Below are 23,057 nucleotides of genomic sequence, written 5' to 3' on the forward strand. Positions count from 1 at the left end.
GGCCCTCGCGTCAGGCGCTCGCCGCCCGCTCCTGCTCGGCGGCGATGCCGGCCAGTGTGCGGGCGATCTCCTCGACCCGGTAGCACTCCAGGACGTCGCCGATCTTGACGTCGTTGAAGTTCTTGATGTTCAGGCCGCACTCGAAGCCCTCGCGCACCTCGCGCGCATCGTCCTTGAAGCGCTTGAGGCTTTCGAGCTCGCCCTCGTACACCTGCACCGCGTCGCGCACCACGCGGATCTTGCCGCGCCGGTCCAGCACGCCGCTGGTGACCATGCAGCCGGCCACCGTCCCCACGCGCGGCACCTTGAACAGCTGGCGGACCTCCGCCGTGCCCAGCATGACCTCGCGCTCCTCGGGGGTGAGCAGGCCTTCCATCGCCGCCCGGACCTCGGCCACCGCCTCGTAGATGATGTTGTACAGGCGGATGTCCACGTCCTCGCGCTCGGCCACGCTCCGCGCCTCGCCCGTGGGGCGCACGTGGAAGCCCACCACGATGGCGCCCGAGGTGGACGCCAGCAGCACGTCGCTCTCGTTGATGGCGCCCACGCCGCGGTGAATGACCTGCACCCGCACCTCGGCCGTGGACAGCTGCTCCAGCGAGTCGGACAGCGCCTGCACCGAGCCGTCCACGTCGCCCTTGATGACCAGGTTGAGCTGCGCCTGCTCGCCCTTGGCCAGCATCCGCGACAGGTCCGTCAGCTTTACGCCGCGGCTCTTGATGCGCATGCGCTTTTCGCGCTCCAGCCGCTGGCGGGTCTGCGCGATGTCGGCCGCGCGGTCCGCCTCCATGGCGATCAGCTGGTCGCCCGCGCCGGGCACGCCCTGCAGACCCAGGATCTGTACCGGGTGGGCCGGGCCGGCCGAGGCGACCGGCCGGTTGCGCTCGTCGAGCATGGCGCGGATGCGGCCGCTGTACATGCCGCACACCACGTGGTCGCCCACGCGCAGGGTGCCGTTGGTCACCAGGACGGTGGCCACGGGACCCTTGCCCACGTCCAGCTGCGCCTCGATCACCGTCCCCACCGCCTCGCGGTCGGGGTTGGCCGTGAGCTCCTGGATGTCGGAGAGCAGGAGCACCTTCTCCAGCAGCTCGTCCATCCCCAGCCCCTTCTTGGCGCTGACCTCGGCGCTCATCACGTCGCCGCCGAAGTCCTCGAGCACCACCCCGTGCTGCAGAAGGTCCTGCTTGACCTTCATGGGGTTGGCGTCGGGAAGGTCCACCTTGTTCACCGCCACGATCAGCGGCACGCCGGCGTTGCGGGCGTGGCTGATGGCCTCGATGGTCTGCGGCATCACCGAGTCGTCGGCCGCGACGACCAGGATCACCACGTCCGTGACTTCGGCGCCGCGGGCGCGCATGGCGGTGAACGCGGCGTGGCCGGGGGTGTCCAGGAAGCTGATGGCGCGCCCGTCGGGCAGCTGCACGTGGTACGCGCCGATGTGCTGCGTAATGCCGCCGGCCTCGCCCGCGATGACGTTGGTCTTGCGGATGTAGTCCAGCAGCGAGGTCTTGCCGTGGTCCACGTGGCCCATGACGGTGACCACCGGGGGGCGCGCCTGCAGGTCCTCGGGCGCGTCCTCCTCCACCGCCTCCTCCATCTCGGCCCCGTACTCCTCTTCACGGACCGCCAGGAAGCCGAACTCGTCCAGCAGCAGCTCGATCTGGTCGAAGTCGAGCCGCTGGTTGATGGTGACCATCAGCCCCAGGTTCTTGAACGCGGAGCCGATGAGCTGGTTGGCCGGCACGTCGATGAGCTCGGCCAGCTCCGCCACCGTCAGGAACTCGTTGACGCGGACGGTGGTGGCCTCCTCGGTGCGCCGGCGCAGGATCTCCTCTTCGCGGCGCTCGGTCTGCGACGGGCCCTGGTCGCGCTGGCCGCGGCGCTTCTTGCGCCCGCCGCCCGACTCCATGGCCGCCATCGTCTTCTTGAAGTTGTCGTCCACGGCCGTCTGGTCGACGGTCCCGCGGCCCTTCTTTCCCTTCTTGCGGTCCTTCTTCTTGGCGCCGGCGCCGGCGGCGTTGTTGTTGCCACCGCCGCCGCCCGTGGGCGTGGTGCCCGCGGTGTCACCCGGGCGCCCGCCGAACGACTGGGTGCGCGCGGGCGGCATGGGCGGCGCCATGCTGCGCGCCGAGCGCGGGACGAACTCCGGGCGCGGCGGGGCGCCGGCACCGGCGCCGCTGGCCGGCTGTCCTTCGGGACGCGCCGGGCGGGGGCCCGACGGGCCGCCGGGACGCACCGAGGGCGGCGGGGACGGACGGCGGTCGCCGCCCGGGCCGCCGGGGCCCGCCGGACGGGGCGGGCCGCCCGCGGGACGCGGGGGCGCGCCGCCGGGCTGGCCGGGACGGACCGGCGTGGCTCCGCCCTGGGCCGGGCCGCCGGCCGGGTTGGGCCGCGCGGACGCGGCCGGACGCAGCTCTTCGCGGCGCGGGCCGGCCGGGGGCGGTGCCGCCGGACGCTCCGGGGCCGCGGGACGCTCGGGCACCGCCGGACGGGCGGGCTCGGGCGCCGCGGGACGCGCCGACAGGGGCGCCGCGGGGCGGGGCGAAACCGGCGCCGCGGGGCGCGCGGAGACGGGTGCCGCCGGAGCGGCCGGAGCGGCCGGCGCCGGGGGCGCGGCGGCCTCGTCGGGCGCCGCGGCCGGCTCCACGATCACCGCCACGTCCTTCGGCGGCTGTCCGCCGCGCGTGACCAGGTCGGCGCCGCGGTCGGCGGCGGCCATGGCGGCGTCGGCCTCGATGGCCTCCACCGCGTCGACGATCGGCGACGCCGTGGTGTCGGCTTCGGCGCGCGTCTGCTCCGGCGCGGGGCCGGCGGACACGTCGGTCTGCGCGGCGGCGACGGGCACGGCGGACTCCGCCACGGCCTCGGGGGCCTCGGCGGTCTCGGGCAGGTCCTCGCGCTTGCGCCGACGGCGGCGGCTGCCGGCGTCGGCGGCCTCGGCCGCGCTCGCGGCGGCCGCCGCGGCGGCAAGGTCGTGGCCGTGGCGGCGCTCGCGCTCCACCACGGTGCGCAGGCGCGCCACGTGCTCGTCGGCCAGGTCGCTCATGTGGCTGCGCACGGGCACGTCCATCTCCCGGAGGAGGTGCACCAAGGCCTCAGCCGGAACGTCCAGCTCCTTGGCGACTTCAAAGACTCGCATCAGTACGGCTCTCCTCCTCCACGGTCCTGCGGCAGTGACGGCACGGCGGCCAGCTCCATGGCGCGTCGCGCGAAACCAGGGTCTGTGATTCCGATGGCCGATACGGGGCCCTTGCCAACGGCGGCGCCCAGTTCGGCCTGATTGGAGCATACGGCAAAAGGGATCCCGCGGGCCTGGAGCAGCGGGACCAGCTTGCGGGCCTGCGTGGGCGACGCGTCGCCCGCCAGCACCGCGGCCGCGACCTTTCCGTCGCGCGCGGCGCCGCGCACCATGTCGGTGCCCATCGCAAGGGCGCGTGCGCGCGCCGCCAGCCCCAGCAGGGACAGCAGCGCGCGCTCCGGCGCGCCGGGACCGGACTCCTGGGGCGCGCGGCCTTCCATGCGGCTATTCCGAACCCGGCAAGTTCTCCGAATCGGACCCGGAAGTCAAGTCCGTACCGGCGTCTTCGCCCTCGCCGCCCCCCGCCGCGGGTGCTTCCCCGCCCTCGTCGCCGTCCCCGGCAGGGTCCTCGTCCCCGGCGCCGCCCTCACCCCGGGCGGCGGCGCCTTCTTCCTCCTCGTCCTCCACCGTCAGGCGCTCGATCTCGGACATCAGCCGGTCCGCCTCGTCCTCGCCCAGCCCCGGGATGCGCAGGAAGTCCTCGCGCTCCATGTCGATGACGTCGAAGAACGTGCTGTAGCCGGCGGCCTCGAGCGCGGCCAGCGTGGCCGGCGCCAGGTCCAGGTCGCGCAGCGAGAAGTCGGTGTTGTCGTACTCGCCCTCTTCGCTTCCGCCGCCGAACAGCGCCGCCTCGGCCCCGCGCTCCAGCCACTCGCGGCTGCCGAACAGGTCCAGCTGCCAGCCGATGAGCTGGCTGGCCAGGCGCACGTTCTGCCCGTTGCGGCCGATCGCCAGCGAAAGCTGGTCCTCGTCCACGATGGCGGTCATGGTGCGCGTCTCGTAGTTGCTGATCACCTTGGCCACGCGGGCCGGCGCCAGCGCGCGCTTGGCGTAGATCTCGGGGTCCGGATGCCAGGGCACGATGTCGATGCGCTCGCCGCCCAGCTCCTGCACCACCGCGCGGACGCGGCTTCCCTTGAGGCCCACGCAGGCGCCCACGGGATCGATGGATTCGTCGCGCGAGCTCACGGCGATCTTGCTGCGGAAGCCCACTTCGCGCGCCGCGCCGCGGATCTCCACGATCCCCTGCTGGATCTCGGGAACCTCGAGCTTGAACAGCGCGGCCACGAACAGCGGGTCGGCGCGGGACAGGATCAGGCGCGGGCCCTTGGGCGTCTCTTCGACCTTCTTGAGCACGGCCCGGATCGGCTCGCCCTGGCGAAAGCGCTCGCGCGGGTTCTGCTCCTTCCAGGGGATGATGGCGTCGGCGTCGCGGCTGCGGTTCAGCATCAGCACCAGCTTGCCGCGCTCCACCTGCTGCGTCTCGCCGCTCAGCAGCTCGCCCACGCGGTGCTCGTACTCGTCGCGGATCTTCTGGCGCTCGCCCTCGCGCACCCGCTGCAGGATGCGCTGCTTGGCGGCCATCACGGCGTTGCGCCCGAAGTGCGCGAACTCCACCGGCACCTCCAGGATGTCGCCCACCTCGAACTCGGGGTCGTCCCAGCGGGCTTCCTCGAGCAGGATCTGGCGCGACGGGTCCTCGACCTCGGCCACCACCTCCTTGAGCACGGTGATGCCGATCTTGCCGGTGTCCTCGTCGATCTCGATCTCGGCCTCGACGTTGGGGCCGTAGCGCTTGGCCAGGGCGGCCAGGATGCCGTCCTTGATCAGGTCGTACAGCTCGTCGCGCGAGATGGCCTTGTTGGCCGTCATCTCGCGGAACGCCGCGAGGATCTGGGTTGCGTTGCTCATGTTGGCCGTTCTTCCCGTGTCTGTCTCGTGGAGCCTGCGGGGAATTGCTTCAGCGGCCCTTCCCGCCGCGCTCCCAGCGGTACACCAGGTTGCCCCGGTCGATGTCCGCCAGCGGAACCTCCACCTCGTCGCCGTTGGGCAGGCGCAGCGCCACGCGCTGGGCCCCTTCGTCCCCGCGCAGCCCCAGCAGCGTGCCTTCGAGCCGCTTGGCCCGGTCGGCCAGCACCTGGCGGCCCTTGACCGCGACCTCGGCGCCGGCGAACCGCTCCCAGTCGCGGGTGCGCACCAGGGGCCGCTCCACGCCGGGGGACGAGACCTCGATGACGTAGCGGTCGCTGAGCCCTTCGTGGGCGTCGAGCCAGGGCTCGAGCGCGCGGCTGATGGCGCCGCAGTCGTCCAGCGAAACGCCGGGCTGTCCGGGCTGGCTGTCGGGCCGGTCCACGTACAGGCGCAGGATGGGGCGCGCCTTGCTCCCGGCCTGCTCCAGCTCCACCATCTCGAAGCCCAGCTCCGCCACGCGCCGCTCCATCTCGCGCGCCAGCGACTCGTCGTGCACCACGCCGCCTCCGGTCCGTCGCAGGGTGTGTTTGGGCAAATAAAAAAGCGGGGCCAACCGCACCCCACTTCGTCTCGCGAATTCGCCGCGGGGGCGTTCGCCAGCCATGGACACAGCCTCAATATAGGCTCCACGCGAGCCCCGCGCAATCCGCGCGCTCCGCCGGGTCCGTGTCGCGGAGGCCGTCCGGCTCCAATCGCGCACCCCAGAAGAGGGGGGGTACAGAGGAGCAGAGGTTGAAAAGAGAGGAGCAGAGGAAACCCTCGTTCGGCCTCTGCTCCTCTCTTTTGTACCTCTGTCCCTCTGTACCCCAACGCCGTTGCCACAGCCCGCCGACCGCTCCAAATCGATCGGGTCAGGACAGGGCGTCGCGGATGCCGAGAACCCCCATCTGCCGCGCCTTCGACCCAGCACGGTGTGAGAAGAAGTCGGATTCGCCGCAGCGGGTGCAGTGCGTGGAGACGCTGACGTGCTCCGCCGGCAGCCCCATCCCCAGCGCGCGCTCCGCGATGCCGGCGCGGACGTCGATGGGCGTGTTGGTGGAGGGAATGGGGCGGTCGGGGTGGATGGCGGCGTGCACCTCGGGCCCCACCTCGTAGCACGCGCCGCAGATGGCGGGCCCGCAGTGCAGCCAGAGCCGCTCCGGCGTGGCCTGCCAGCTTTCCACCAGGCGGTGGATGGCGCGCTCCACGATTCCCGCCGCCGTGCCGCGCCACCCGGCGTGCACCAGCGCCACCGCCCGCGTCTCGGGATCGACGACGGAGACGGGAACGCAGTCCGCCACCCCCACGCTCAGCAGCAGGCAGGGGCGGTCGGTGACGTGCCCGTCGAAGCCGTCCATCACCAGGATTCCCGGCGGACCGGCCTCGCGGTGAATCCAGATGTCGGCCGCGTGCACCTGCCGCGCGTGGGCGACCGCGTGCATCTCCGTCGCGGCGAGCAGCGCGCGCCAGCGGTCCAGCGCCGCGCCCACCGGCTGCGCGCCCGAAAGCCCCAGGTCGAACGGCGCGTCCCCGCCGCCGGAGCCCGTGGTCCCCTGCGCCAGCCAGGGAAAGCGCGACGCCCACTCCGGGTGCACCCACAGCGGAACGCCGCCGGGCAGCCGCTGCTCGGCGACGGTGCGAACCTCCACGCCGGTGGCCACCTACGGCATCCTTGCTTCCGTGGGCCCCTCCGGCGCCGGCGGCTCCGCGGTGGAACCGGAGGACGGCAGCGAGAGCAGCGTGTGCTCGTTCGCCGCCGCGCCCCCGCGCCCCTCCAGCGCGTCCAGCCGGCGCTGCAGCTCCTCCACCTCCAGCAGCAGCGCCTCGAACTCCCTGCGGGGGACGAAGTCCAGCCGGTCGCGCACGTCGCCCACCGTTTCCTGCGCACGGTGCAGCGCGCCGCCCAGGAAGTGCTTGGCGCGCTCCGGGCTCAGGTCGCCGCGCTCGCCGGCTTCCTGGATGGTTTCCTCGATGGCCTCCTTGAAGGCCGTCAGCATCCCGATCCCCGAGCGGATCCCCTCGCCGATGGAGGGAAGCTTCCGCCCCTGCGGGTCCTCGCTCATGAATCCGTCACCCGTTCACCCGTTCACCTTCAGTGCGACCGGCGGATGAACATCTGCCGCGTCGCGTCGTCCACCTCGGCCGCGTCCGCCCGGCTGTCCGCGCGGCGGATGTCGGCGCCCAGCGCCTGCAGCCGCTCGTCGATGCGCTCGTAGCCGCGCTCGATCTGCCCGATGTTGAAGATCTCGCTGCGCCCCTCGGCCCCCAGCGCCGCGATCAGCAGCGCCATGCCGGCGCGGATGTCCGGGCTCTCCACGATGGCGCCGTGCAGCTTCGACGGACCGATGACCAGCACGCGGTGCGGATCGCAGAGCACGAGGCGCGCGCCCATGCCGACGAGCTTGTCGGCAAAGAACATCCGCGACTCGAACATCTTTTCGTGCACCAGGATGTTGCCGCGGCACTGCGTGGCCGTCACCAGCGCGATGGAGGTGAGGTCGGCGGGGAACGCGGGCCAGGGGCCGTCGTCCACCTTGCTGATGTGGCCGCCCATGTCCAGGGTGACCTCCATCTCCTGCCCGCCGGGGATGTACAGGCTGTCGCCCTGGATCTCCACCTTCAGTCCCAGCCGGCCAAAGCCGATCAGGGTGCTGTCCATGTGCTGCACCGCCGCGTCCTCGATGGTCAGCTCGCCGCGCGTGACCGCCGCCAGGCCGATGAACGAGCCGATCTCGATGTGGTCGGCGGTGATGCGGGTGCGGCAGCCGGAAAGCCGCTGGCGCCCCTGGATGCGCAGCGTTCCCGTGCCGATGCCGTCGATCTCGCACCCCATCTTGATGAGCATGTGGCACAGGTCCTGGACGTGCGGCTCGGCGGCGGCGTTGCGGATCACCGTTTCGCCGTCGGCCAGCGCGGCCGCCATCACGGCGTTCTCCGTGGCCGTGACGCTGGGCTCGTCCAGGAACATGTTGGCGCCGCGCAGGCGGCCGTCCACCTTCAGGCGCCAGACGCCCTCTTCCTCCAGCACCTCGGCGCCCAGCTTCTTGAGCGCCAGGAAGTGCGTGTCCACCCGCCGCCGGCCGATCACGTCGCCGCCCGGCGGGGGCAGCGTCATCCCCCCGGTGCGGGCCAGCATGGGGCCGGCCAGCAGGATGGACGCGCGGATGCGGGCGGCGGCGCCGGCGTCCAGCTGCGTGCTTCCCACGTTGGCGGCGCGCACCCGCACCTCGTTGGGGCCGGTCCACTCCGTCTCGGCCCCCAGAACCTCCAGCAGGTTCATCAGGGTCAGGACGTCCTTGATCTTCGGGACGTTCTCCAGGAACACGTCCTCGTCGGTCAGGAGCGTGGCGGCCAGCATGGGCAGGGCGGCGTTCTTGTTGCCGTTGGGACGCACGGTCCCCTTGATGCGGTTGCCGCCGTGGACGATGAACTTGGGCACTCGGCCGTCTCCGACTGTGATACGGGAATAACGGGAACACGCATCCGGCTTCACGCGGAAGCCGGGGGCGCTGCTCGGGGGGGATCGCGCGAGGGGGCAGGCGCAAGAGTCGTGCGAGGCACGGAACGCGCTCCCGGCGCTCGCCCCGCTGTAACCGCGGCCCGTCCGCCCCCCGCGCCGATCGCGCCCAAACGCCGCGCCGCCGCTTGCTTGACACCGTTTCCGGGCGCGGCGTAAGATTGCCGGGAGACCTCCATCCACCCTTGCGCGAGGCCGGCCCGTGCAGCTGCTGATCGCCGTCATCAACCAGGAAGAGAAGATGGAGGAGATCCTCTCCGGCTTCCTGGAGATCGGCATCACGGGGGCCACCCTCATCAACAGCGAGGGGATGGGGCGGCTGCTGGCGGCCGAGATCCCCATCTTCGCCGGGCTGCAGGCGCTGGCGGGGCGCACCCGGCCGCGCAACCAGACGCTGTTCAGCGTCATCGACGGCGACGACAAGGTGGAGCGCGCGCTGGCGCTGCTGCAGGAGGTGTGCGGCAGCTTCGACACCCCCGCCACGGGAATCGCCATGACCATTCCCGTCACCCGGGTGCTGGGGCTGAAGCCCGAGATGGCCGGCGGATGACGGCGGGCTGGGGGGCGCGGGTGCGGCTGCGCATCGAGCAGTTTGCCCCCGCGCTGGGCCGCGTGGACGCCAACCTGACCCACGTGGTGCGCGCGCAGGCCGACGCCGCGGCCGAGGGTGTGGGCCTGCTGGTCACCCCCGAGCTGTCGATGACGGGCTACGACGTGCGCGACGCGGTGCACGCGCTGGCCGCCGCGGAGTCCGACGCGCCGTATCCCACGATGCTCCCGGGACCGGACGTGGTGCTGGGGACCATCGAGCGCGACGCGGCGTTCGTCCCCTACAACGCGGCGCTGCACCTGCGCGGCGGGCGCGTGCTGCACCGGCACCGCAAGGTGTACCTGCCCACGTACGGGATGTTCGACGAGGGGCGCTGGTTCGGCCGGGGCGACGGGGTGCGGGCGTACGACGCGGGCGGCGGCTGGCGCGTGGGGCTGCTGGTCTGCGAGGACCTGTGGCACCCCGCGCTCTCCTGGCTGCTGGCCGCGCAGGGCGCCAACCTCCTCGTCGTCCAGTCCGCCGCGGCGGGACGCGGGGTGGTGGCGGGCGGTGCCTCCGGCGGGCGGTTCGCGAGCTGGGGCGCGTGGGAGCACCTGGCGCGCGCGGCGGCCATCGCGTACGGCGCCTACGTCGCCCTGGCGAACCGCGTGGGGGTGGAGGGCCCGCTCTGCTTCGCGGGGGGATCGATGATCGTCGCGCCGGACGGAAGCGTGGTCGCCCGGGCGGACGACCTGAACCCGGACCGCATCGACGCGGAGCTGTCGCTGGAGGCGGTGGCCGCCGCGCGCCGCCCCTACGCCCATGCGCGGGACGACGACCCGCGGCTGGTGGCGCGCGAGCTGGCGCGGATGCTGGGGGAGGGATGACGGAGGGCGCGCGGCGGATCGCCGAGGTCGTGGGCGCGGTGGCGCGGCAGGCGCTGGCGGACCGCGGGCGCACCCGGATCGCCCTGCTGTACGACGCGGGCCCCGAGGCGCAGCTGGCCGGCGCCATCCTCCGCGGCCAACTGGGGGCGGAGCGGGTGGTCTTCGTGACGGCGGCGGACGTGGACGTAAAGCCGCTGGCGCGCGTGCTGGCGGCGGACGCGCGCCGGGTGGACGACGAGGTGCGGCGGATGCGGGCGCGGCTGATGGACGACGCGCTTCCCGCGCACCCCGGCAACAAGACGGCGCTGCTGCTGGGCGGAGAATTGCCTCCGGAGCCGCTGTTCCTGCTGGGCGACCTGTGGGCCACGGACGTGGCCCCGCTGGCCGGCGGCTGGTCCGCCCCGGCGGAGGTCGCCGCGCTGGCGGAGGAGGCCGGCGGCATCGAGGCGCTGGACGGCGTTCTCCGCCGGCTGATCGACGGGCGCGACGCGGCGGCGCTGGACGTGCTCCGGCCGGATCTCGCGGAGCGCGTGCGGGCGATGCTGGCGGCGGGGAGCGCGTCGCGCCGCCATCCCCGCGTCGTCCCCAAGCTGGGCGCGCGGACGCTCTGCGCGGACCTGTTCGAATGACTGGTATCCTGAACCCGATGGACGTCGTGAGCCACGCACCGCTGCTGTTGATCCAGGTCCCCGTCCAGAGCGGCTTCGAGCGCTGGGTGGACGTGATCGCCGACGTGGCCACCATCGTCATCGCCGTCGCGATCATCGTCGTGGGATTCGTCGCCATCTACGGCGCCCTGAAGGTGCGGGGGATGATCCGGCGCATCCGCGGCGACTTCGACCCCGCCCTCCGCAACCTGACGGCGGTGAGCGAGCAGGCCAAGGCCATCAGCGGCACGCTGCGCAAGAACGTGGAGGAGCTCAGCGGCACCGTCAGCCAGACCAACGACAAGGTTCGCCGCGCGACGGAAGCGGTGGAGGCGCGGCTGGCCGAGCTGAACGCGCTGGTGGGGGTGATGCAGGGCGAGGCCGAGGAGCTTTTCGTGCGCACCGCGTCCGCGGTCCGGGGCGTGCAGGTAGGGGCGGGTGCGCTGGCCGGCCGGCACCGGCGCGGCGCGGACGAGGACTACGACCGCGAGATGGACGGCCTGCTGGACGACGACGATACGATGGACGCGGGGTACGACGCCGTCTCCATCCGCGTGACGCCGCCGCGCCGCACCGGCCGCGACATCCTGGACGACTGACACACCGACGGGGGCACACCGATGGCCCGACAGGACACCAACGACTTTCTGGCCGCGTTCGCCATTGGCGCGGCGCTGGGGGTGGGCGCCACGCTGCTGCTGCGGCCCGAAAAGCCCAACCCCCGCAAGCAGCTGCAGAAGCGCCTGAAGCCGCACGTCCGCAAGCTGCGCAAGAGCGCCGCGCGCAGCCGCAAGGCCGGGCGCATCGCCCCCGCCCCCGCGATGGAGGGGATGGAGGACGACGCCATCCGCGCCGGCCGCGAGCTGCTGGCCGAGTTTCGCGGCGAGGTGCAGCGCATCCTGGACGAAGCCCGCGAGGAGCTGCGCGCGCTGAACGGCGCCCCCGCCCGGCCGCCCCTGGGCGACGGGCCCCAGGTGGACGCGTAGGGGCCCGCCGGTGCGCCTCGCCGTCCTGCTGGCCGTCGCCGCGGTCTTTCTGCTCCCCGACCGCGCGTGGGCGTGGGGCCCGGCCACGCACATCTACCTGGGCAGCGCGCTGCTGGACTCGCTGCACCTGGTCCCCGAGGCGGTGCGCGTGCTGGTGGCCGCCCACCCGTTCGACTTCCTGTACGGCAACCTGGCCGCCGACATCTCGCTGGCCAAGAAGTACGTGCCCGAGGGGCGCCACTGCCACCACTGGCACATCGGCGAGGAGATCCACGCCAGCGCGCCCAACGACCGGCTGAAGGCCATGTCGCTGGGCTACCTGTGCCACCTGGCGGCCGACACCATCGCGCACAACTACTTCGTCCCCCGGCAGCTGGTGCTCACCTCGTCGACCACGGGGCTGGGGCACTCGTACTGGGAGGCGCGCATGGACACGCACCTGGACGAGCGCTACCGCCGCCTGGCGCGGCACGTGGTGATGGAGCACGACCACAGCGAGGCCGACGCCCTGTTCGACCAGGTGCTCAGCGCCACGCTGTTCTCGTTTCGCACCAACCGGCGCATCTTCCGGGGGATGATCCGCATCCAGGACAACGACCGCTGGCAGACGGTGTTCGGCACCATGCTGTCGCGCTCGCGGTGGGACCTGTCGGGCGCGGCGGTCGAGGGGTACCTGGAGCGGTCGTTCGACTACGTGGTGGACTACCTGTCGCGCCGGGGCGAGGCCATCTGCGCGGGGCTGGACCCCATCGGCGACCGCAACCTGGCCATGAGCAAGCAGGTGCGGCGGATGGCCATGCTGGACGGCGCGGCGCAGAACCCCGCGCTGCTGCACGAGATGGCTGACAACTTCTTTCCGCTGCCGGAGGTCCCGTTCGGCCACCTGCGCGCCCTGCCGGCGGACTCGCGCCACCACCTGCGGACGACGGCGTAGCGGCCGTGTCCTGATCGGCACGGGCCGCGCGTTCTCCATTCGACCCCACCGGAGTGCCGGCACCGGTGGCGGGGGGTTTGCAGGCCGGACGATTCCAGATGCACCGCCGGACACCGCAGCAACAGGAGGACCCTGATGACGCTCCGCCGCTTTGCCGCCCCCGCCCTTGCCGTCCTGGTCGCGCTCGGCGCGTCGGGGTGCGCGGGGATGAACTTCAACACCGGGTGCGGGTTTGCCTCCGTGGACCCCATGTCCGACGGCGCCAGCCGCCTGAACCGCGGCTTTCAGATGCACCAGGCGCGCGCCCAGCAGCAGGCGTACCAGCAGAAGGCGATGATGGTGAGCGGCCAGTTCAGCCGCAACTACATCCGCAAGCCGGGCGCGGTGCCCATGGCGCGCTCGGGCACCTCGTCGGCCCCGCTCTGCCTCCGCTGACCCTCGGCGGATCGCGGGCGACACGAAAAGGCCGGCGGCTCATCGCGAGCCGCCGGCCTTTTTGCTGCAACCCACACCACTGTCCCCATCGAGACAGAAAATGGACGCGATTGACAACGCCGCGGGATTTCTTTACGATTGATCGAACCCGTTCTTCCGGAGTCCTGATGTCCATCTCCCTCAGTCCCGAACTCGAGCGCCAGATCGCTGAGAGGGTCGAGTCCGGCGAGTACGGCTCGGCCGACGACGTCGTGCGCCACGCACTTCAGTTGCTGTCCAGGGAGGATGAAGACTGTGCGGCGCGCCTGGAGGCGTTGCGTGGAGAGATCCAGAAGGGAATCGATGATCTCGACAATGGGCGGCATTCCCCGATCGACGAGGCGTTCGCGCGCTTGGAGGCGCGGCGCGGCCTGATCTCGTCATGAGAGCCATTCGTCTCTCACGTCAGGCAGAGCTGGACATTGCGGAGGCTGCGGACTATCTCGACCGGGAGTCAGGAAATCCGGATTTCGGTAACCGGCTGGTCGTAGACCTCCGACGCGTACTGCATCTGATCGCGGAGAATCCCTGGATGGGACGTTCGCGGTCCGATCTTCTGAAGGGCCTGCGAGGATTTCCGCACGGCTCCCACACGATCTTTTGGCGACTTCACGTCGACCACATAGAAGTCGTCAGGTTCCTTCACCAACGTCAGGATCTGGAACGGGAATTCGGAGTTCAACGCTGAGCGTCATTCGAGTGGTTATTTAGCTGACCCTTATATCCGGAAGCCCCTACCATGAAGATGAAAGGATATGAGGTATGAACGTATCGCTCACTCCAGAGCTCGAGCGTCTAGTAGCATCCAAAGTGGACTCCGGCGAGTACAACTCAGCCAGCGAAGTCGTCCGGCACGCACTCCCGCTGTTGTCCCGCGAGGATCAGGAGCATCAGGCCAAGCTCGTGGCGCTACGCAGCGAAATTGGCGTCGGCATGGCGGAGATCGAAGGCGGTGAAGCGATTTCAGGCCCAATCGCGGTAGAACACGCGCGGGCCGAGTTCCGCCGCCTGACGGGAAGAGCGCCCTGAACGCGTACAGCCTTTCACGACGCGTGTCACGCCGGCGTGGCCGATGGGGGCGAGAAGCGGCCGTCGCGGAGGAAGCAGCAGATCAGCCGGTGCACGTCCGCGCGGTTCATGATGAAGCTATGAAAGCTGGGGACCACGGCGTGGTCGCGGGCGCCGTCCAGGTGCGTCTCGGCCAGGCGCACCTTGCGGTCGCGCGCCCCGGCGATGATCCCCACCTCCACCTCGCCGGGAAGCGGCAGGGCGCGGGCGGGCGTGTCGGGCGCGGTGCGCAGCTCGTGGATGGGCGGCATGGCCCAGCCGATCCAGCGCGCCCAGCGGTCGGCGGCGGCCGAGCCCTGGTTGGGCGGCGCCAGCATCACCACCCGGCCGGCGCGGTCCGGCCGCGCGTGCGCCAGCATCCACCGCACGATGATGTTGCCCAGGCTGTGCCCCACGAAGTGCACCCGCGGCGCATCCCCCGCCTGCCGCGCCACCCGGCGGCCCAGCGCCTCGCCCAGGCCGCCCACCGTGCCGGTGGTGCTCAGGTAGCCGAAGTGCGCCACGCGGTACCCCGCGCGCTGCAGCCGCCGCCCCAGCAGCCACATGGAAAGCGGCGTGCGCCCCATCCCGTGCACCAGGAACACCAGCTCGCGCGCGTCCCCCGCCGCCGGCTCCGCGCCAGAGCGGAACGCCGCGGTGAGCCCGCGGCGCTGCTTCGCGCGAACGTCCGCGCGGCCGGCGGCCGTGTCCGGTGCCGCCACGCTACCGGGGCGCGGGCGGGTTCACGGGCTCGCCGGGCGCCTCCGTCTCGGAGAACCGGCCGGTGCGGAGAAACCGGAGGACCAGGCGGTGCACGTCGGGGCGGTTCATGAGAAAGGTGTGGAAGCCGGGAACCACCACGTGGTCGCGGGCACCCGCCAGGTACGTCTCGGCCACGCGCACCTTGTGGTCGCGCGCGCCCGCGATGATCCCCACCTCCGCGCCTTCGGGCAGCGCCAGCGTCCGGGCCGTGGACCCGGGGACCGTGCGCAGCTCCCGGATGGGCGGCATGGCCCAGCCGATCCACGGGGCCCAGCGGTCCGCGGCGGCCGAGCCCTGGTTGGGCGGGGCCAGCATCACCACGCGCCCGGTACGCTCCGGCGGCGCCTGGGCGATCATCGAACGGATGATGACGGTGCCCAGGCTGTGGCCGATGAAGTGCACCCGCGGCGCGTCGCCCGTGCGCTGCGCCGCCCGCCGGCCCAGCGCCGCGCCAAGCTCCGCCACGGACCCGCGGGTGCTGCGGTAGCCAAACCGGACCACCCGGTACCCGTCGCGCTCCAGCCGCCGGCCCAGCACGCCCATGGAAAGCGGCGTGCGTCCCATCCCGTGCACCAGGACCACCAGCTCGCGCGTGTCCCCCGCCCGCGGCGCGGCGGCCTCCACGACGTGGGCCGCGTCCGCTGCGCGGCCCCCGATCGCGGGTGCCGGCTGCGCGGTGGAGACGCCGGCCGCCAGCAGGGCGCCCAGCACGGCAACGCCGCCCGCGCGGGGCAGCCGGTTCAGCACGGTGCCCGCGAGGGAGCGGACGTTCCGCATCATTCCCACTCCGGCTCCAGGTTGGCGTACTTCAGCACCACCGTCTTGCGGCCCACGCTGTCGAACTCGATGGCCGCCTTGACGTCGGTGCCGTGGCCCGACAGCTCCATCACCGTCCCCGCGCCGAACGAGGGGTGCCGCACGCGCGATCCCTTGCGCAGCGACGGCATGTCGGAATCGTACCCATCCGCCGCACCGCCCTCGTCCGGATCGTACGACGACGGCTTGGCGGAGCTGGGCGGCGCCTTCCAGCTGGGCGTGCCGCCGAACAGCCGCTCGCGCCGCGTGGTGAACCCTGACGACGACTTCCACGGCTGCTGGTAGGCCGTGCGCTCCAGCACCCGCGCCGTCCGCCGCGTGTCCGTCAGCTCTTCGGGGACCGACTCCAGGAAGGGCGAGGGGGTGCTGTCCATCCACTGCGCCCCGCGCCGCCGCCGGCGGGCGTGCGTCAGGTACAGCTTGCGCTCGGCCCGCGTCACGCCCACGTAGAACAGGCGGCGCTCCTCCTCCAGGTCCGCCGGCTCGTCGTACGCGCGCTGCATCGGAAAGAGCCCGTCCTCCAGCCCCGCGATGAAGACGAAGGGGAACTCCAGCCCCTTGGCGTTGTGCAGCGTCATCATCGACACCGCGTCGGCCTGCGGGTCGTGCTGGTCGATGTCGGCCACCAGCGCCACGTGGCCCAGGAACACGTCCAGCGGCCGCGCCGTCTCCTCGTCCTCGCCCGTGGCCTCCAGCTCCAGCATCAGGTCCGGATCCTCCGCCTCCAGGCGCAGCTGCACCTCGGCCGCGCCGGTCACCAGCTCTTCCAGGTTGGCGATGCGGTCCTTCCCCTCGTCCCCCTCCGCCTTGAGCGCTTCGACCAGCCCCGACTCCATCACCAGCTCGCGGAGCAGGACGTCCAGCGCCATGGTTCCCGTGGACGCCAGCGCCGCGTACTTGCGGATGAGCGCCGCCAGCTCCGGCAGCGCCTTGGCCGCCCCGCCGCGAATGCCGTCCAGCGACCCCGCCTGCTCCGCCGCGGCCAGCAGGGGAACGCCGCGCGCCGCCGCGTGCTCGGCCAGCCGCGCCACCGTGGTGTCGCCGATGCCGCGCCGGGGCACGTTGACGATGCGCAGGAACGCCTCGTCCGCCGCCGGGTTGGCGACCAGGCGCAGGTACGCCAGCGCGTCCTTTACCTCGCGCCGCTCGTAGAAGCGCGTGCCGCCGATCACCCGGTACGCCATCCGCTCGCGCCGCAGCGCCTCTTCGACCGAGCGCGACTGCGAGTTGGTGCGATACAGGACGACGAAGCTGCGCAGGTTCAGCGTGGGGTTGTCCGCCAGCCGAAAGCGGATCTCCTCGGCGATCCACTGCGACTCGTCGGCCTCGTCCGCCGCCTCCACCAGGGTAATGTGCTCGCCGCCCACGTGGTCGGTGCGCAGCGTCTTGCCCTTGCGGTTCACGTTCTGCTCGATGACGCGGTTGGCCGCGTCCAGGATGATCTGCGTGGAGCGGTAGTTCTGCTCCAGCTTCACGATCTTCGAGTCAGGAAAGTCCTTTTCGAAGTCCAGGATGTTGCGGATGTCGGCGCCCCGCCAGCCGTAGATGGACTGGTCGTCGTCGCCCACCACGAACAGGTTGCGGTGCTCCTCGGCCAGCTGGCGAAGGAAGACGTACTGCGCGCGGTTGGTGTCCTGGTACTCGTCCACCAGCATGAAGCGAAAGCGGTCCTGGTACCGCGCCAGCACGTGCGGGCTGTCGCGGAACAGCTGCACCGGCTTCACCAGCAGGTCGTCGAAGTCGAAGGCGTTGGCGTCGCGCAGCGCCTTCTGGTACAGCGGGTAGACCTGCGCCACCACCTTCTCGAACGGGTCCAGCGCCCGGTCGGCGTACGTCTCGGGCCCCGTCAGCTCGTTCTTGGCGGCCGAGATGGCGTGGTGCACCGCGCGCGGCGTCCACTTTTTGATGTCCAGCTGCAGCGTGTCGCGGATGATGCGCTTGGTGAGCGTGTCCGCGTCGTCCGCGTCGTACACGCTGAAGCCGGGGCTCCACCCCAGCCGCTGCGCGTCGCGCCGCAGGATGCGCACGCCGATGGAGTGGAAGGTCCCCACCCACATTCCCGTGGGCTCGCGCCCCAGGATCTTGCGGATGCGGTCGCGCATCTCGCCCGCGGCCTTGTTGGTAAAGGTCAGGGCCAGGATGCTTCCCGGGTCCACGCCCATCTCCTCCACCATCCAGGCGATCCGCGTGGTGAGCACGCGGGTCTTCCCCGAGCCGGCGCCCGCGAGCACGAGAAGCGGCCCCTCGAAGTGCGAGGCCGCTTCGCGCTGCTCCGGGTTCAGGTGCGAAAGGTCGAACGCCATCTACGTAGAATTTCCTGCTCTGTCGTGATTCCGGATGCCTGCGGCGCGCTGGCCGGGCGCCCCCTCCGGGCTCGCATTACTCGCCCACCTCCCCAAAACTGCTGGGGGAGGTTGGTGTTGCCGATGGGGTGGAGACTCGGCGACGTGCATCGAGCTGGCGCCCGCGCGGGGCCCCTCCCCCGGCCCCTCCCCGCTCGTTCCTCACGGAGAGGGGGGAATTCGATCGCGCTCCGGACGGTCCGGGCTGCGTCCGCGGGCGCCCCCTCCGGGCTCGCATTACTCGCCCACCTCCCCCAAAACTGCTGGGGGAGGTTGGTGTTGCCGATGGGGTGGAGGCTCGACGACAGGTATCGAGCTGGTGCCGACGGAGGGCCCCTCCCCGCTCGTTCCTCGCGGAGAGGGGAGAATTCGATCCCGCTTCGGCGGGCTACCCGGTGGCGGCTTATCCCCGACCTGCGACGTGGCAGGCACTCGTCGCTCCTCCAGGGCTGCCTGTCCGCGAAGGCGGACTTCGTGTGGTTGTTGCAGCGAATTCATTCGCCCTGCCACGGGCGGAGCATAGCCGACACCCTTTATCGTCCCCATCGATCCACCGCATGCGTCTTGTCCCTCTCCCCGCGCTGACGGCCGCCCTGCTGGCCGCGACGACGGCGGCCGCGCAGGCGCCGTCCGCGGCCGCGCGCATGGTGGCGGAGGCGGAGCGGCTGGAGCACACGGACGCGCCGGCCACCTTTCGCCTGACGGAACGCGCGCTCCCTCTGCTGAACGCCCCCGCCGACGCGCCGCTGCGGCTGAAGGCGATGGTGCTGCGCTGCTGGGCCTCGGCCGAGGTGGCGCCGGACTCGCTGCCGGCGTACGCGCGGCGCGGCGTGGCCGAGGCGGAGCGCACGGGCGACGCGGAGGCGCTGGCGGCCCTGCGCGTGTGCCGCGGCTACGGGCACGAGATCGCGGGGCGCACCGCGGAGGCGGTGGCGGACTACGAGTTCGGCGTGCAGGAGGGGCGCCGGCTGGCCGCTCGCGACCTGCTGGGCGACGCGCTGGTGCTGCGGGGCGAGCAGCGCTACTACCGCGGCGAGTTCACCGGCGCCCTGCGCGACCTGGACGAGGCGTACCGGCTGTTCACCGCGTTGAAGAACCCTCAGCAGCAGCTGTACGCGCTGAACGCCATCGCCAACCTGTACGCCGACAGCCGGGTGGCGCAGTACGGCCGCGCGCTGGACTACTACCGCCAGGTGCTGGCCGCCAACCAGGCCGCCGGCAACGAGCGCGGCATCGCCACGGCGCACTTCAACCTGGGCGGCACGCTGGAGCGGGTAGGGCGGCTGGAGGAGGCGCTGGCCCAGTACCGCCGCGGGCTGGCGATGGACCGGCGCCGCGGCGACCCGGGCGAGGTGGCGGTGGACCAGCGGGCCATCGGCGCGGTGCTCAACAAGCTGGGGCGCCCGGCCGAGGGGCTGGTGGTGCTGGACAGCGCGCTGGCCCGCTTTCGCCAGGAGGGCGACGCGGAGCTGGTGGCGCAGGGGCGCCTGTCGCGCGCGGTGGCGCTGCGGATGCTGGGGCGCAACGCCGAGGCGCTGGCGGACCTTGAGGCGGCGCGCGCGGCGTTCGCGGCCACGGACAACCGCCGGTTCCTGGAAAAGGTGCACGAGGAGCGCGCCCTGGCGTACGCGGCGAGCGGCGCCTGGCGCGAGGCCTTCGATGCCCGCAGCGCCCAGCTGGAGCTGCAGCGCGGGCTGGGCGAGCAGGCGCGCGAGGAGCAGACGTCGCGGCTGCGGGTGCAGTTCGACGCGGAAAAGAAGGAGGCCGAGAACCGCGCCCTTACGCGCGAGAACGAGCTGCGCGGCCAGGCGCTGGCGGCGCGCGCCCGCGTGGGCCGGCTGCAGCTGGCGGTGCTGGTGCTGAGCGCCGCCGTCATCGCGGCGCTGGGGCTGCTGGTGTGGCGCCAGGTAAAGAACGCGCGCCGCCTGCGCATTACGGCGCTTACGGACGAGCTGACGCGCCTGCCCAACCGCCGCCACCTGCTGATGGTGGCGGACGAGCAGGTGCGGGCCGCCCGCGCGCGCGGCACCGGCTTCGGCGTGCTGGTGCTGGACGTGGACCACTTCAAGCGCATCAACGACGGCTTCGGGCACGAGGCGGGCGACGTGGTGCTGCGGCGCGTGGCCGACGTCTTTCGCGCCTCGCTGCGCGACGGCGACCAGGTGGGCCGCACCGGCGGCGAGGAGTTCGTGGCGGTGCTCCCGGGCGCGTCGGCGGCCGCCGCGGCGGAGGTGGCCGAGCGGCTGCGGCTGGCGGTGGAGCGCGCGGACTTCAGCGACGTGGACCCGGCGCTCTCGGTGACGGTCAGCGTGGGCGCGGCCGTCTGGCAGCCCCACGACGCCACCTTCGCCGCCACCTGCAAACGCGCCGACGACTCGCTGTACCGCGCCAAGGAAGCCGGCCGCAACCGCGTGGAGCTGGCCTCCGTGGGGTGATCCGGTTCTGTGCCTGACAAGGGTGTGCCGAACCACCCTGCGGGATGAAACCCGAGCTGTCATTCCGAGGCCCGGCCACGCCGCAACCGGACTATCACGCCCGCTGGTTGCAGGGCCGAGGAATCTACTCTCGGCTGGCGCGAGGCTGGACGCGGCAGCCCGCACCATCGCCGCGGCGGCGAAGCGGCCAGGCAGGGCCAGTGCGGGGGTATCGCGGCAGGCTACGAGGAGGCGGAAAGTAGATTCCTCGGTCGCGCACCGGGTTCCGTGGTCAGGCAAGGTGCGTGGTGTGCGCTCCCTCGGAATGACAGATTAGGGTGAGCAGGGGCTTTTCACGGCGGACCGCGACACGCGCAACCATTCCCCGTACAAGCACTTGCGCGACCGAAGGACCTGCTCTCCGCGTGTGAGGGGACAGGCCGCACGGCAGGGAACCAGCCCCCCCGGTTCTGCCAGTGGGGTCCTTCGGTCGGCGCCAGAGTGCATCGTACGAGCAGGTTGCGGAGCGGCGCCTCCCTCAGGAAGTCAATCATGGCAAGACGGTAGGTACCATCACTGATGGGCCGCACACCCGCGAACTGTCAATATCGTCCTCCATCCTTCCTCCCGACGGGCTCTCATGCGCGCATCGCTGCTGCTCATCCCGCTTCTGCTGGCTGGCCCGCGCGCCGCGCTGGCCCAGGTGAACGCGGAGGTCCACACCGGCGCCGCGCCGCGCGTCATCCTGCCCACCGAAGGCGAGCGGCGCGTGCTTGCCGACGGCCGGCACATGCTGCTGAAGGTGGGGCCGGAGAACAGCGGCGCATCGTACCTGTTCATGGGCGCGGAGGACCTGCCGCCCGGAACCCGCATCCCCCGTCACCGGCACGAGGTGGACGAGGAGATCCTGATCGTGCAGCGCGGCGAGGTCACGGTAGAGCTGAACGACACCGCCCACGTGGCGCCGGCGGGGAGCGTGGTCTTTCTTCCGCCGCGGTCGTGGGTGGCCGTGTCCAACCGCGGCACCGAGACGGCGACGGTGATGTTCGTGTTTCCACGGGGAAGCGTGGAGCGCTGCTTTCAGTACATCGGCCGCGCGCCCGACGAGACGCCGCGCCCGCAGACCGCCGAGGAGGACGCGGAAGAGCGGCGCGCCTGCCAGATGACCTACCAGTCCCACCACTGAGGCGCCGCATGGATCATCCACCCGCTACTCCCCAGGCACGCTACGCCGCGCTCGCGCGGGACTTCGTCGGCGAATCGGACGTCATCCAGTCCGACAAGAAGGGCTTCGGGTCATCCGCGCTGTGCATCGGCGGAAAGATCTTCGCGACGCTGGTCAGGGACCGGCTGCTGGTAAAGCTGCCCCGGCAGCGGGTAGATGCCCTGGTCGCCTCGGGAGATGGGGAGCGGCTGGAAACCGGCGATGGGCGGGCGATGAAGGAATGGCTCTCGCTCGATCCCGCATCCGCCGTCGACTGGCTGCCGCTGGCTCGCGAAGCGCTGGCCTTCGTCGTCGGTCAGAAGGCGTAGAACCGGTGAGATGCGCTGATGATGTGATATGATTCACTCAGGAACCCACACTTCCTTCTATGACAACGGACATCATTGATCAACGGCCGGTGCCATCCCAGGTTTCGGAACTCCTGAATGCCTGGGTGCAGAAGCGGCGACTCTACAACTTCGCGCATTATGGCGTAGGCATCATCGGCTTGTTCGCGTCCGTCGCAGCCGGATCGGGCCTCTTTTCCGCCTCGGCATCGATTTTCGCCTTTGTATCCACCCTCTGCATCGCCATTCTCGCCTTCAGCAATCCGCGGAAGGAGTACGGGAAGTTCGCACGCGCGGGGCGAGTGCTCTACATGGCCGTGCTCCGGTACCAGCACCGCCAGATCGAGTTGGCCGACTTGCTGAACGCCGTAGAGCAGGGGGAAAAGATCATTGAGAAAGCCGAGAGCGATGACCTTCCCTCGGCGCACCAGGTGCGGTCGGCGCTGGGGTCTTCCCGGCCCGGCAAGAAGATTACAACCACGCCGCTCTCGTGATCACGAAAGACTCCGACCAGATCGATGCTGATCGGCGGAGATGAGAATGCCTGCAGGGCCTATCCAGCGGGTGATGACTTGCGTCACGCGCGGCGCCGTCGGCTCGTTCTCGGGCGTACGCTCCACCTCACCTTCCTGATGGCACCGCCGATGAAATCCTTTCGTTTTCCCGCGCTCGCGTTGATGCTTCTGCTGGCGGCCTGCGCGACCGCTACCGCCACCGACGTGTCCACAGGCGACCCGGTGGTGGTGGAGCTGGATGCGTTCAGCGGCCTGCCGAACCCCACGTGGACGCTGGCTGGCGCGGACGCGGCGGAGCTGGAGCGGCGCCTGCGCGACCTTCCCGCCGCGCCGTCCGCCACGCTCCCCGATCCGGGCCTCGGGTACCGCGGCTTCCGCCTCACGACGACGGTCGGCAAGGCTCCTCAGCGCATCTACGTCACTGGCGGGCTGGTGCAGGTTGGCGATGACGATCCGCTGTACCGCGACGTGCACGGGGTGGAGGCGTGGCTGCAGGCGCAGGCCCGCCGCCAGGGCTACGGCGGCGTGCTGCCGTCCACCAATCCATAGCGCGTATCCGGCGGTGCGGGCGAGATCCTTCGTCCGCGGCGCGGCTCATCATCCA

Annotated in this window: 25 protein-coding genes; 15 read left to right on the top strand and 10 right to left on the bottom strand. The window is 71.6% G+C overall.

The features are described 5' to 3' along the window. Window positions 1-10: 10 nt before the first annotated feature. The 7 genes from infB to murA form a co-directional block, all read right to left on the bottom strand. The gene (infB, locus tag VGC13_RS29590; RefSeq protein ID WP_331128944.1) at window positions 11-3,142 is read right to left on the bottom strand and encodes a translation initiation factor IF-2; all 3,132 of its coding nucleotides are present in this window, start codon (window positions 3,140-3,142) and stop codon (window positions 11-13) included. Continuing rightward, window positions 3,142-3,522: a ribosomal L7Ae/L30e/S12e/Gadd45 family protein gene (locus tag VGC13_RS29595; RefSeq protein WP_331128945.1), complete on the bottom strand. Its 381-nt coding sequence runs from the start codon at window positions 3,520-3,522 to the stop codon at window positions 3,142-3,144. The genes infB and VGC13_RS29595 overlap by 1 nt, the downstream gene beginning before the upstream one ends. Before the next feature lie 4 nt (window positions 3,523-3,526). Next, window positions 3,527-4,993, bottom strand: coding sequence for a transcription termination factor NusA (gene nusA / locus VGC13_RS29600; protein WP_331128946.1), 1,467 nt, complete (start codon window positions 4,991-4,993; stop codon window positions 3,527-3,529). Window positions 4,994-5,042: 49 nt separating this feature from the next. Then, on the bottom strand, window positions 5,043-5,552 hold the full coding sequence (rimP, locus tag VGC13_RS29605) for a ribosome maturation factor RimP (protein WP_331128947.1): 510 nt from the start codon (window positions 5,550-5,552) through the stop codon (window positions 5,043-5,045). 352 nt (window positions 5,553-5,904) lie between these two features. After that, a complete protein-coding gene (locus VGC13_RS29610) occupies window positions 5,905-6,693 on the bottom strand; it encodes a polyphenol oxidase family protein (RefSeq protein ID WP_331128948.1) in 789 nt (262 codons plus the stop codon). Continuing rightward, window positions 6,694-7,095 (bottom strand): hypothetical protein, encoded by a 402-nt coding sequence (locus tag VGC13_RS29615; RefSeq protein ID WP_331128949.1) that lies wholly within the window; start codon window positions 7,093-7,095, stop codon window positions 6,694-6,696. Window positions 7,096-7,124: 29 nt separating this feature from the next. Next, window positions 7,125-8,471, bottom strand: coding sequence for a UDP-N-acetylglucosamine 1-carboxyvinyltransferase (gene murA / locus VGC13_RS29620; RefSeq protein ID WP_331128950.1), 1,347 nt, complete (start codon window positions 8,469-8,471; stop codon window positions 7,125-7,127). 280 nt (window positions 8,472-8,751) lie between these two features. Here murA and VGC13_RS29625 point away from each other — a divergent pair, with 280 nt between their 5' ends. From VGC13_RS29625 to VGC13_RS29665, 10 genes are all read left to right on the top strand, one after another. Continuing rightward, window positions 8,752-9,099: a hypothetical protein gene (locus VGC13_RS29625; protein ID WP_331128951.1), complete on the top strand. Its 348-nt coding sequence runs from the start codon at window positions 8,752-8,754 to the stop codon at window positions 9,097-9,099. Further along, window positions 9,096-9,965, top strand: a complete 870-nt coding sequence (locus tag VGC13_RS29630; RefSeq protein WP_331128952.1) for a nitrilase-related carbon-nitrogen hydrolase — start codon at window positions 9,096-9,098, stop codon at window positions 9,963-9,965. The genes VGC13_RS29625 and VGC13_RS29630 overlap by 4 nt, the downstream gene beginning before the upstream one ends. Next, entirely contained in the window at window positions 9,962-10,594 is a 633-nt protein-coding gene (locus VGC13_RS29635) for a hypothetical protein (protein ID WP_331128953.1), read from the top strand. Before VGC13_RS29630 ends, VGC13_RS29635 begins: the two co-directional genes overlap by 4 nt. Next, complete coding sequence (locus VGC13_RS29640) at window positions 10,591-11,211, top strand: hypothetical protein (RefSeq protein WP_331128954.1); 621 nt, start codon at window positions 10,591-10,593, stop codon at window positions 11,209-11,211. The genes VGC13_RS29635 and VGC13_RS29640 overlap by 4 nt, the downstream gene beginning before the upstream one ends. Window positions 11,212-11,232: 21 nt before the next feature. Further along, window positions 11,233-11,598: a hypothetical protein gene (locus VGC13_RS29645; RefSeq protein ID WP_331128955.1), complete on the top strand. Its 366-nt coding sequence runs from the start codon at window positions 11,233-11,235 to the stop codon at window positions 11,596-11,598. 10 nt (window positions 11,599-11,608) lie between these two features. Further along, on the top strand, window positions 11,609-12,532 hold the full coding sequence (locus VGC13_RS29650; protein ID WP_331128956.1) for a zinc dependent phospholipase C family protein: 924 nt from the start codon (window positions 11,609-11,611) through the stop codon (window positions 12,530-12,532). A gap of 135 nt (window positions 12,533-12,667) precedes the next feature. Beyond that, on the top strand, window positions 12,668-12,967 hold the full coding sequence (locus tag VGC13_RS29655) for a hypothetical protein (protein WP_331128957.1): 300 nt from the start codon (window positions 12,668-12,670) through the stop codon (window positions 12,965-12,967). 167 nt (window positions 12,968-13,134) lie between these two features. Further along, window positions 13,135-13,392 carry a type II toxin-antitoxin system ParD family antitoxin gene (locus VGC13_RS29660; RefSeq protein ID WP_331128958.1) on the top strand — a complete coding sequence of 86 codons (258 nt, stop codon included), beginning with the start codon at window positions 13,135-13,137 and terminating at the stop codon, window positions 13,390-13,392. Beyond that, the gene (locus VGC13_RS33740) at window positions 13,389-13,694 is read left to right on the top strand and encodes a type II toxin-antitoxin system RelE/ParE family toxin (RefSeq protein WP_414683021.1); all 306 of its coding nucleotides are present in this window, start codon (window positions 13,389-13,391) and stop codon (window positions 13,692-13,694) included. The genes VGC13_RS29660 and VGC13_RS33740 overlap by 4 nt, the downstream gene beginning before the upstream one ends. A 74-nt stretch (window positions 13,695-13,768) precedes the next feature. Continuing rightward, window positions 13,769-14,035 (top strand): type II toxin-antitoxin system ParD family antitoxin, encoded by a 267-nt coding sequence (locus VGC13_RS29665; protein WP_331128959.1) that lies wholly within the window; start codon window positions 13,769-13,771, stop codon window positions 14,033-14,035. 26 nt (window positions 14,036-14,061) lie between these two features. Here VGC13_RS29665 and VGC13_RS29670 read toward each other — a convergent pair whose 3' ends face one another. The 3 genes from VGC13_RS29670 to VGC13_RS29680 are packed head-to-tail and all read right to left on the bottom strand — an operon-like array spanning window position 14,062 to window position 17,934. Further along, window positions 14,062-14,775, bottom strand: a complete 714-nt coding sequence (locus VGC13_RS29670; RefSeq protein WP_331128960.1) for a hypothetical protein — start codon at window positions 14,773-14,775, stop codon at window positions 14,062-14,064. A gap of 1 nt (window position 14,776) precedes the next feature. Continuing rightward, window positions 14,777-15,595, bottom strand: a complete 819-nt coding sequence (locus VGC13_RS29675; protein ID WP_331128961.1) for an alpha/beta fold hydrolase — start codon at window positions 15,593-15,595, stop codon at window positions 14,777-14,779. After that, window positions 15,592-17,934 (bottom strand): ATP-dependent helicase, encoded by a 2,343-nt coding sequence (locus tag VGC13_RS29680; RefSeq protein ID WP_331128962.1) that lies wholly within the window; start codon window positions 17,932-17,934, stop codon window positions 15,592-15,594. The genes VGC13_RS29675 and VGC13_RS29680 overlap by 4 nt, the downstream gene beginning before the upstream one ends. Window positions 17,935-18,530: 596 nt before the next feature. Here VGC13_RS29680 and VGC13_RS29685 point away from each other — a divergent pair. The 5 genes from VGC13_RS29685 (at window position 18,531) to VGC13_RS29705 (ending at window position 23,002) form a co-directional block, all read left to right on the top strand. Further along, window positions 18,531-20,408, top strand: coding sequence for a GGDEF domain-containing protein (locus VGC13_RS29685; RefSeq protein ID WP_331128963.1), 1,878 nt, complete (start codon window positions 18,531-18,533; stop codon window positions 20,406-20,408). A gap of 619 nt (window positions 20,409-21,027) precedes the next feature. Continuing rightward, the gene (locus VGC13_RS29690; protein WP_331128964.1) at window positions 21,028-21,573 is read left to right on the top strand and encodes a cupin domain-containing protein; all 546 of its coding nucleotides are present in this window, start codon (window positions 21,028-21,030) and stop codon (window positions 21,571-21,573) included. An 8-nt stretch (window positions 21,574-21,581) separates the two neighbouring features. Further along, the gene (locus VGC13_RS29695) at window positions 21,582-21,920 is read left to right on the top strand and encodes a hypothetical protein (protein WP_331128965.1); all 339 of its coding nucleotides are present in this window, start codon (window positions 21,582-21,584) and stop codon (window positions 21,918-21,920) included. Window positions 21,921-21,979: 59 nt separating this feature from the next. Then, window positions 21,980-22,432: a hypothetical protein gene (locus VGC13_RS29700; protein ID WP_331128966.1), complete on the top strand. Its 453-nt coding sequence runs from the start codon at window positions 21,980-21,982 to the stop codon at window positions 22,430-22,432. 150 nt (window positions 22,433-22,582) lie between these two features. Then, the gene (locus VGC13_RS29705) at window positions 22,583-23,002 is read left to right on the top strand and encodes a hypothetical protein (RefSeq protein ID WP_331128967.1); all 420 of its coding nucleotides are present in this window, start codon (window positions 22,583-22,585) and stop codon (window positions 23,000-23,002) included. Window positions 23,003-23,057: the final 55 nt, after the last annotated feature.

Origin of the sequence: Longimicrobium sp. (assembly GCF_036399255.1) — a bacterium.
Taxonomy (GTDB): domain Bacteria; phylum Gemmatimonadota; class Gemmatimonadetes; order Longimicrobiales; family Longimicrobiaceae; genus Longimicrobium.

Coding starts and splice junctions, on each gene's coding strand:
- VGC13_RS29630 (WP_331128952.1), top strand. CDS start 9,096: ATGACGGCGGGCTGGGGGGCGCGGGTGCGGCTGCGCATCGAGCAGTTT.
- VGC13_RS29680 (WP_331128962.1), bottom strand. CDS start 17,934: ATGGCGTTCGACCTTTCGCACCTGAACCCGGAGCAGCGCGAAGCGGCC.
- nusA (WP_331128946.1), bottom strand. CDS start 4,993: ATGAGCAACGCAACCCAGATCCTCGCGGCGTTCCGCGAGATGACGGCC.
- VGC13_RS29655 (WP_331128957.1), top strand. CDS start 12,668: ATGACGCTCCGCCGCTTTGCCGCCCCCGCCCTTGCCGTCCTGGTCGCG.
- VGC13_RS29695 (WP_331128965.1), top strand. CDS start 21,582: ATGGATCATCCACCCGCTACTCCCCAGGCACGCTACGCCGCGCTCGCG.
- VGC13_RS29700 (WP_331128966.1), top strand. CDS start 21,980: ATGACAACGGACATCATTGATCAACGGCCGGTGCCATCCCAGGTTTCG.
- VGC13_RS29645 (WP_331128955.1), top strand. CDS start 11,233: ATGGCCCGACAGGACACCAACGACTTTCTGGCCGCGTTCGCCATTGGC.
- VGC13_RS33740 (WP_414683021.1), top strand. CDS start 13,389: ATGAGAGCCATTCGTCTCTCACGTCAGGCAGAGCTGGACATTGCGGAG.
- VGC13_RS29690 (WP_331128964.1), top strand. CDS start 21,028: ATGCGCGCATCGCTGCTGCTCATCCCGCTTCTGCTGGCTGGCCCGCGC.
- VGC13_RS29685 (WP_331128963.1), top strand. CDS start 18,531: ATGCGTCTTGTCCCTCTCCCCGCGCTGACGGCCGCCCTGCTGGCCGCG.
- VGC13_RS29705 (WP_331128967.1), top strand. CDS start 22,583: ATGAAATCCTTTCGTTTTCCCGCGCTCGCGTTGATGCTTCTGCTGGCG.
- VGC13_RS29595 (WP_331128945.1), bottom strand. CDS start 3,522: ATGGAAGGCCGCGCGCCCCAGGAGTCCGGTCCCGGCGCGCCGGAGCGC.
- VGC13_RS29615 (WP_331128949.1), bottom strand. CDS start 7,095: ATGAGCGAGGACCCGCAGGGGCGGAAGCTTCCCTCCATCGGCGAGGGG.
- VGC13_RS29640 (WP_331128954.1), top strand. CDS start 10,591: ATGACTGGTATCCTGAACCCGATGGACGTCGTGAGCCACGCACCGCTG.
- VGC13_RS29665 (WP_331128959.1), top strand. CDS start 13,769: ATGAACGTATCGCTCACTCCAGAGCTCGAGCGTCTAGTAGCATCCAAA.
- VGC13_RS29675 (WP_331128961.1), bottom strand. CDS start 15,595: ATGATGCGGAACGTCCGCTCCCTCGCGGGCACCGTGCTGAACCGGCTG.
- VGC13_RS29660 (WP_331128958.1), top strand. CDS start 13,135: ATGTCCATCTCCCTCAGTCCCGAACTCGAGCGCCAGATCGCTGAGAGG.
- infB (WP_331128944.1), bottom strand. CDS start 3,142: ATGCGAGTCTTTGAAGTCGCCAAGGAGCTGGACGTTCCGGCTGAGGCC.
- VGC13_RS29635 (WP_331128953.1), top strand. CDS start 9,962: ATGACGGAGGGCGCGCGGCGGATCGCCGAGGTCGTGGGCGCGGTGGCG.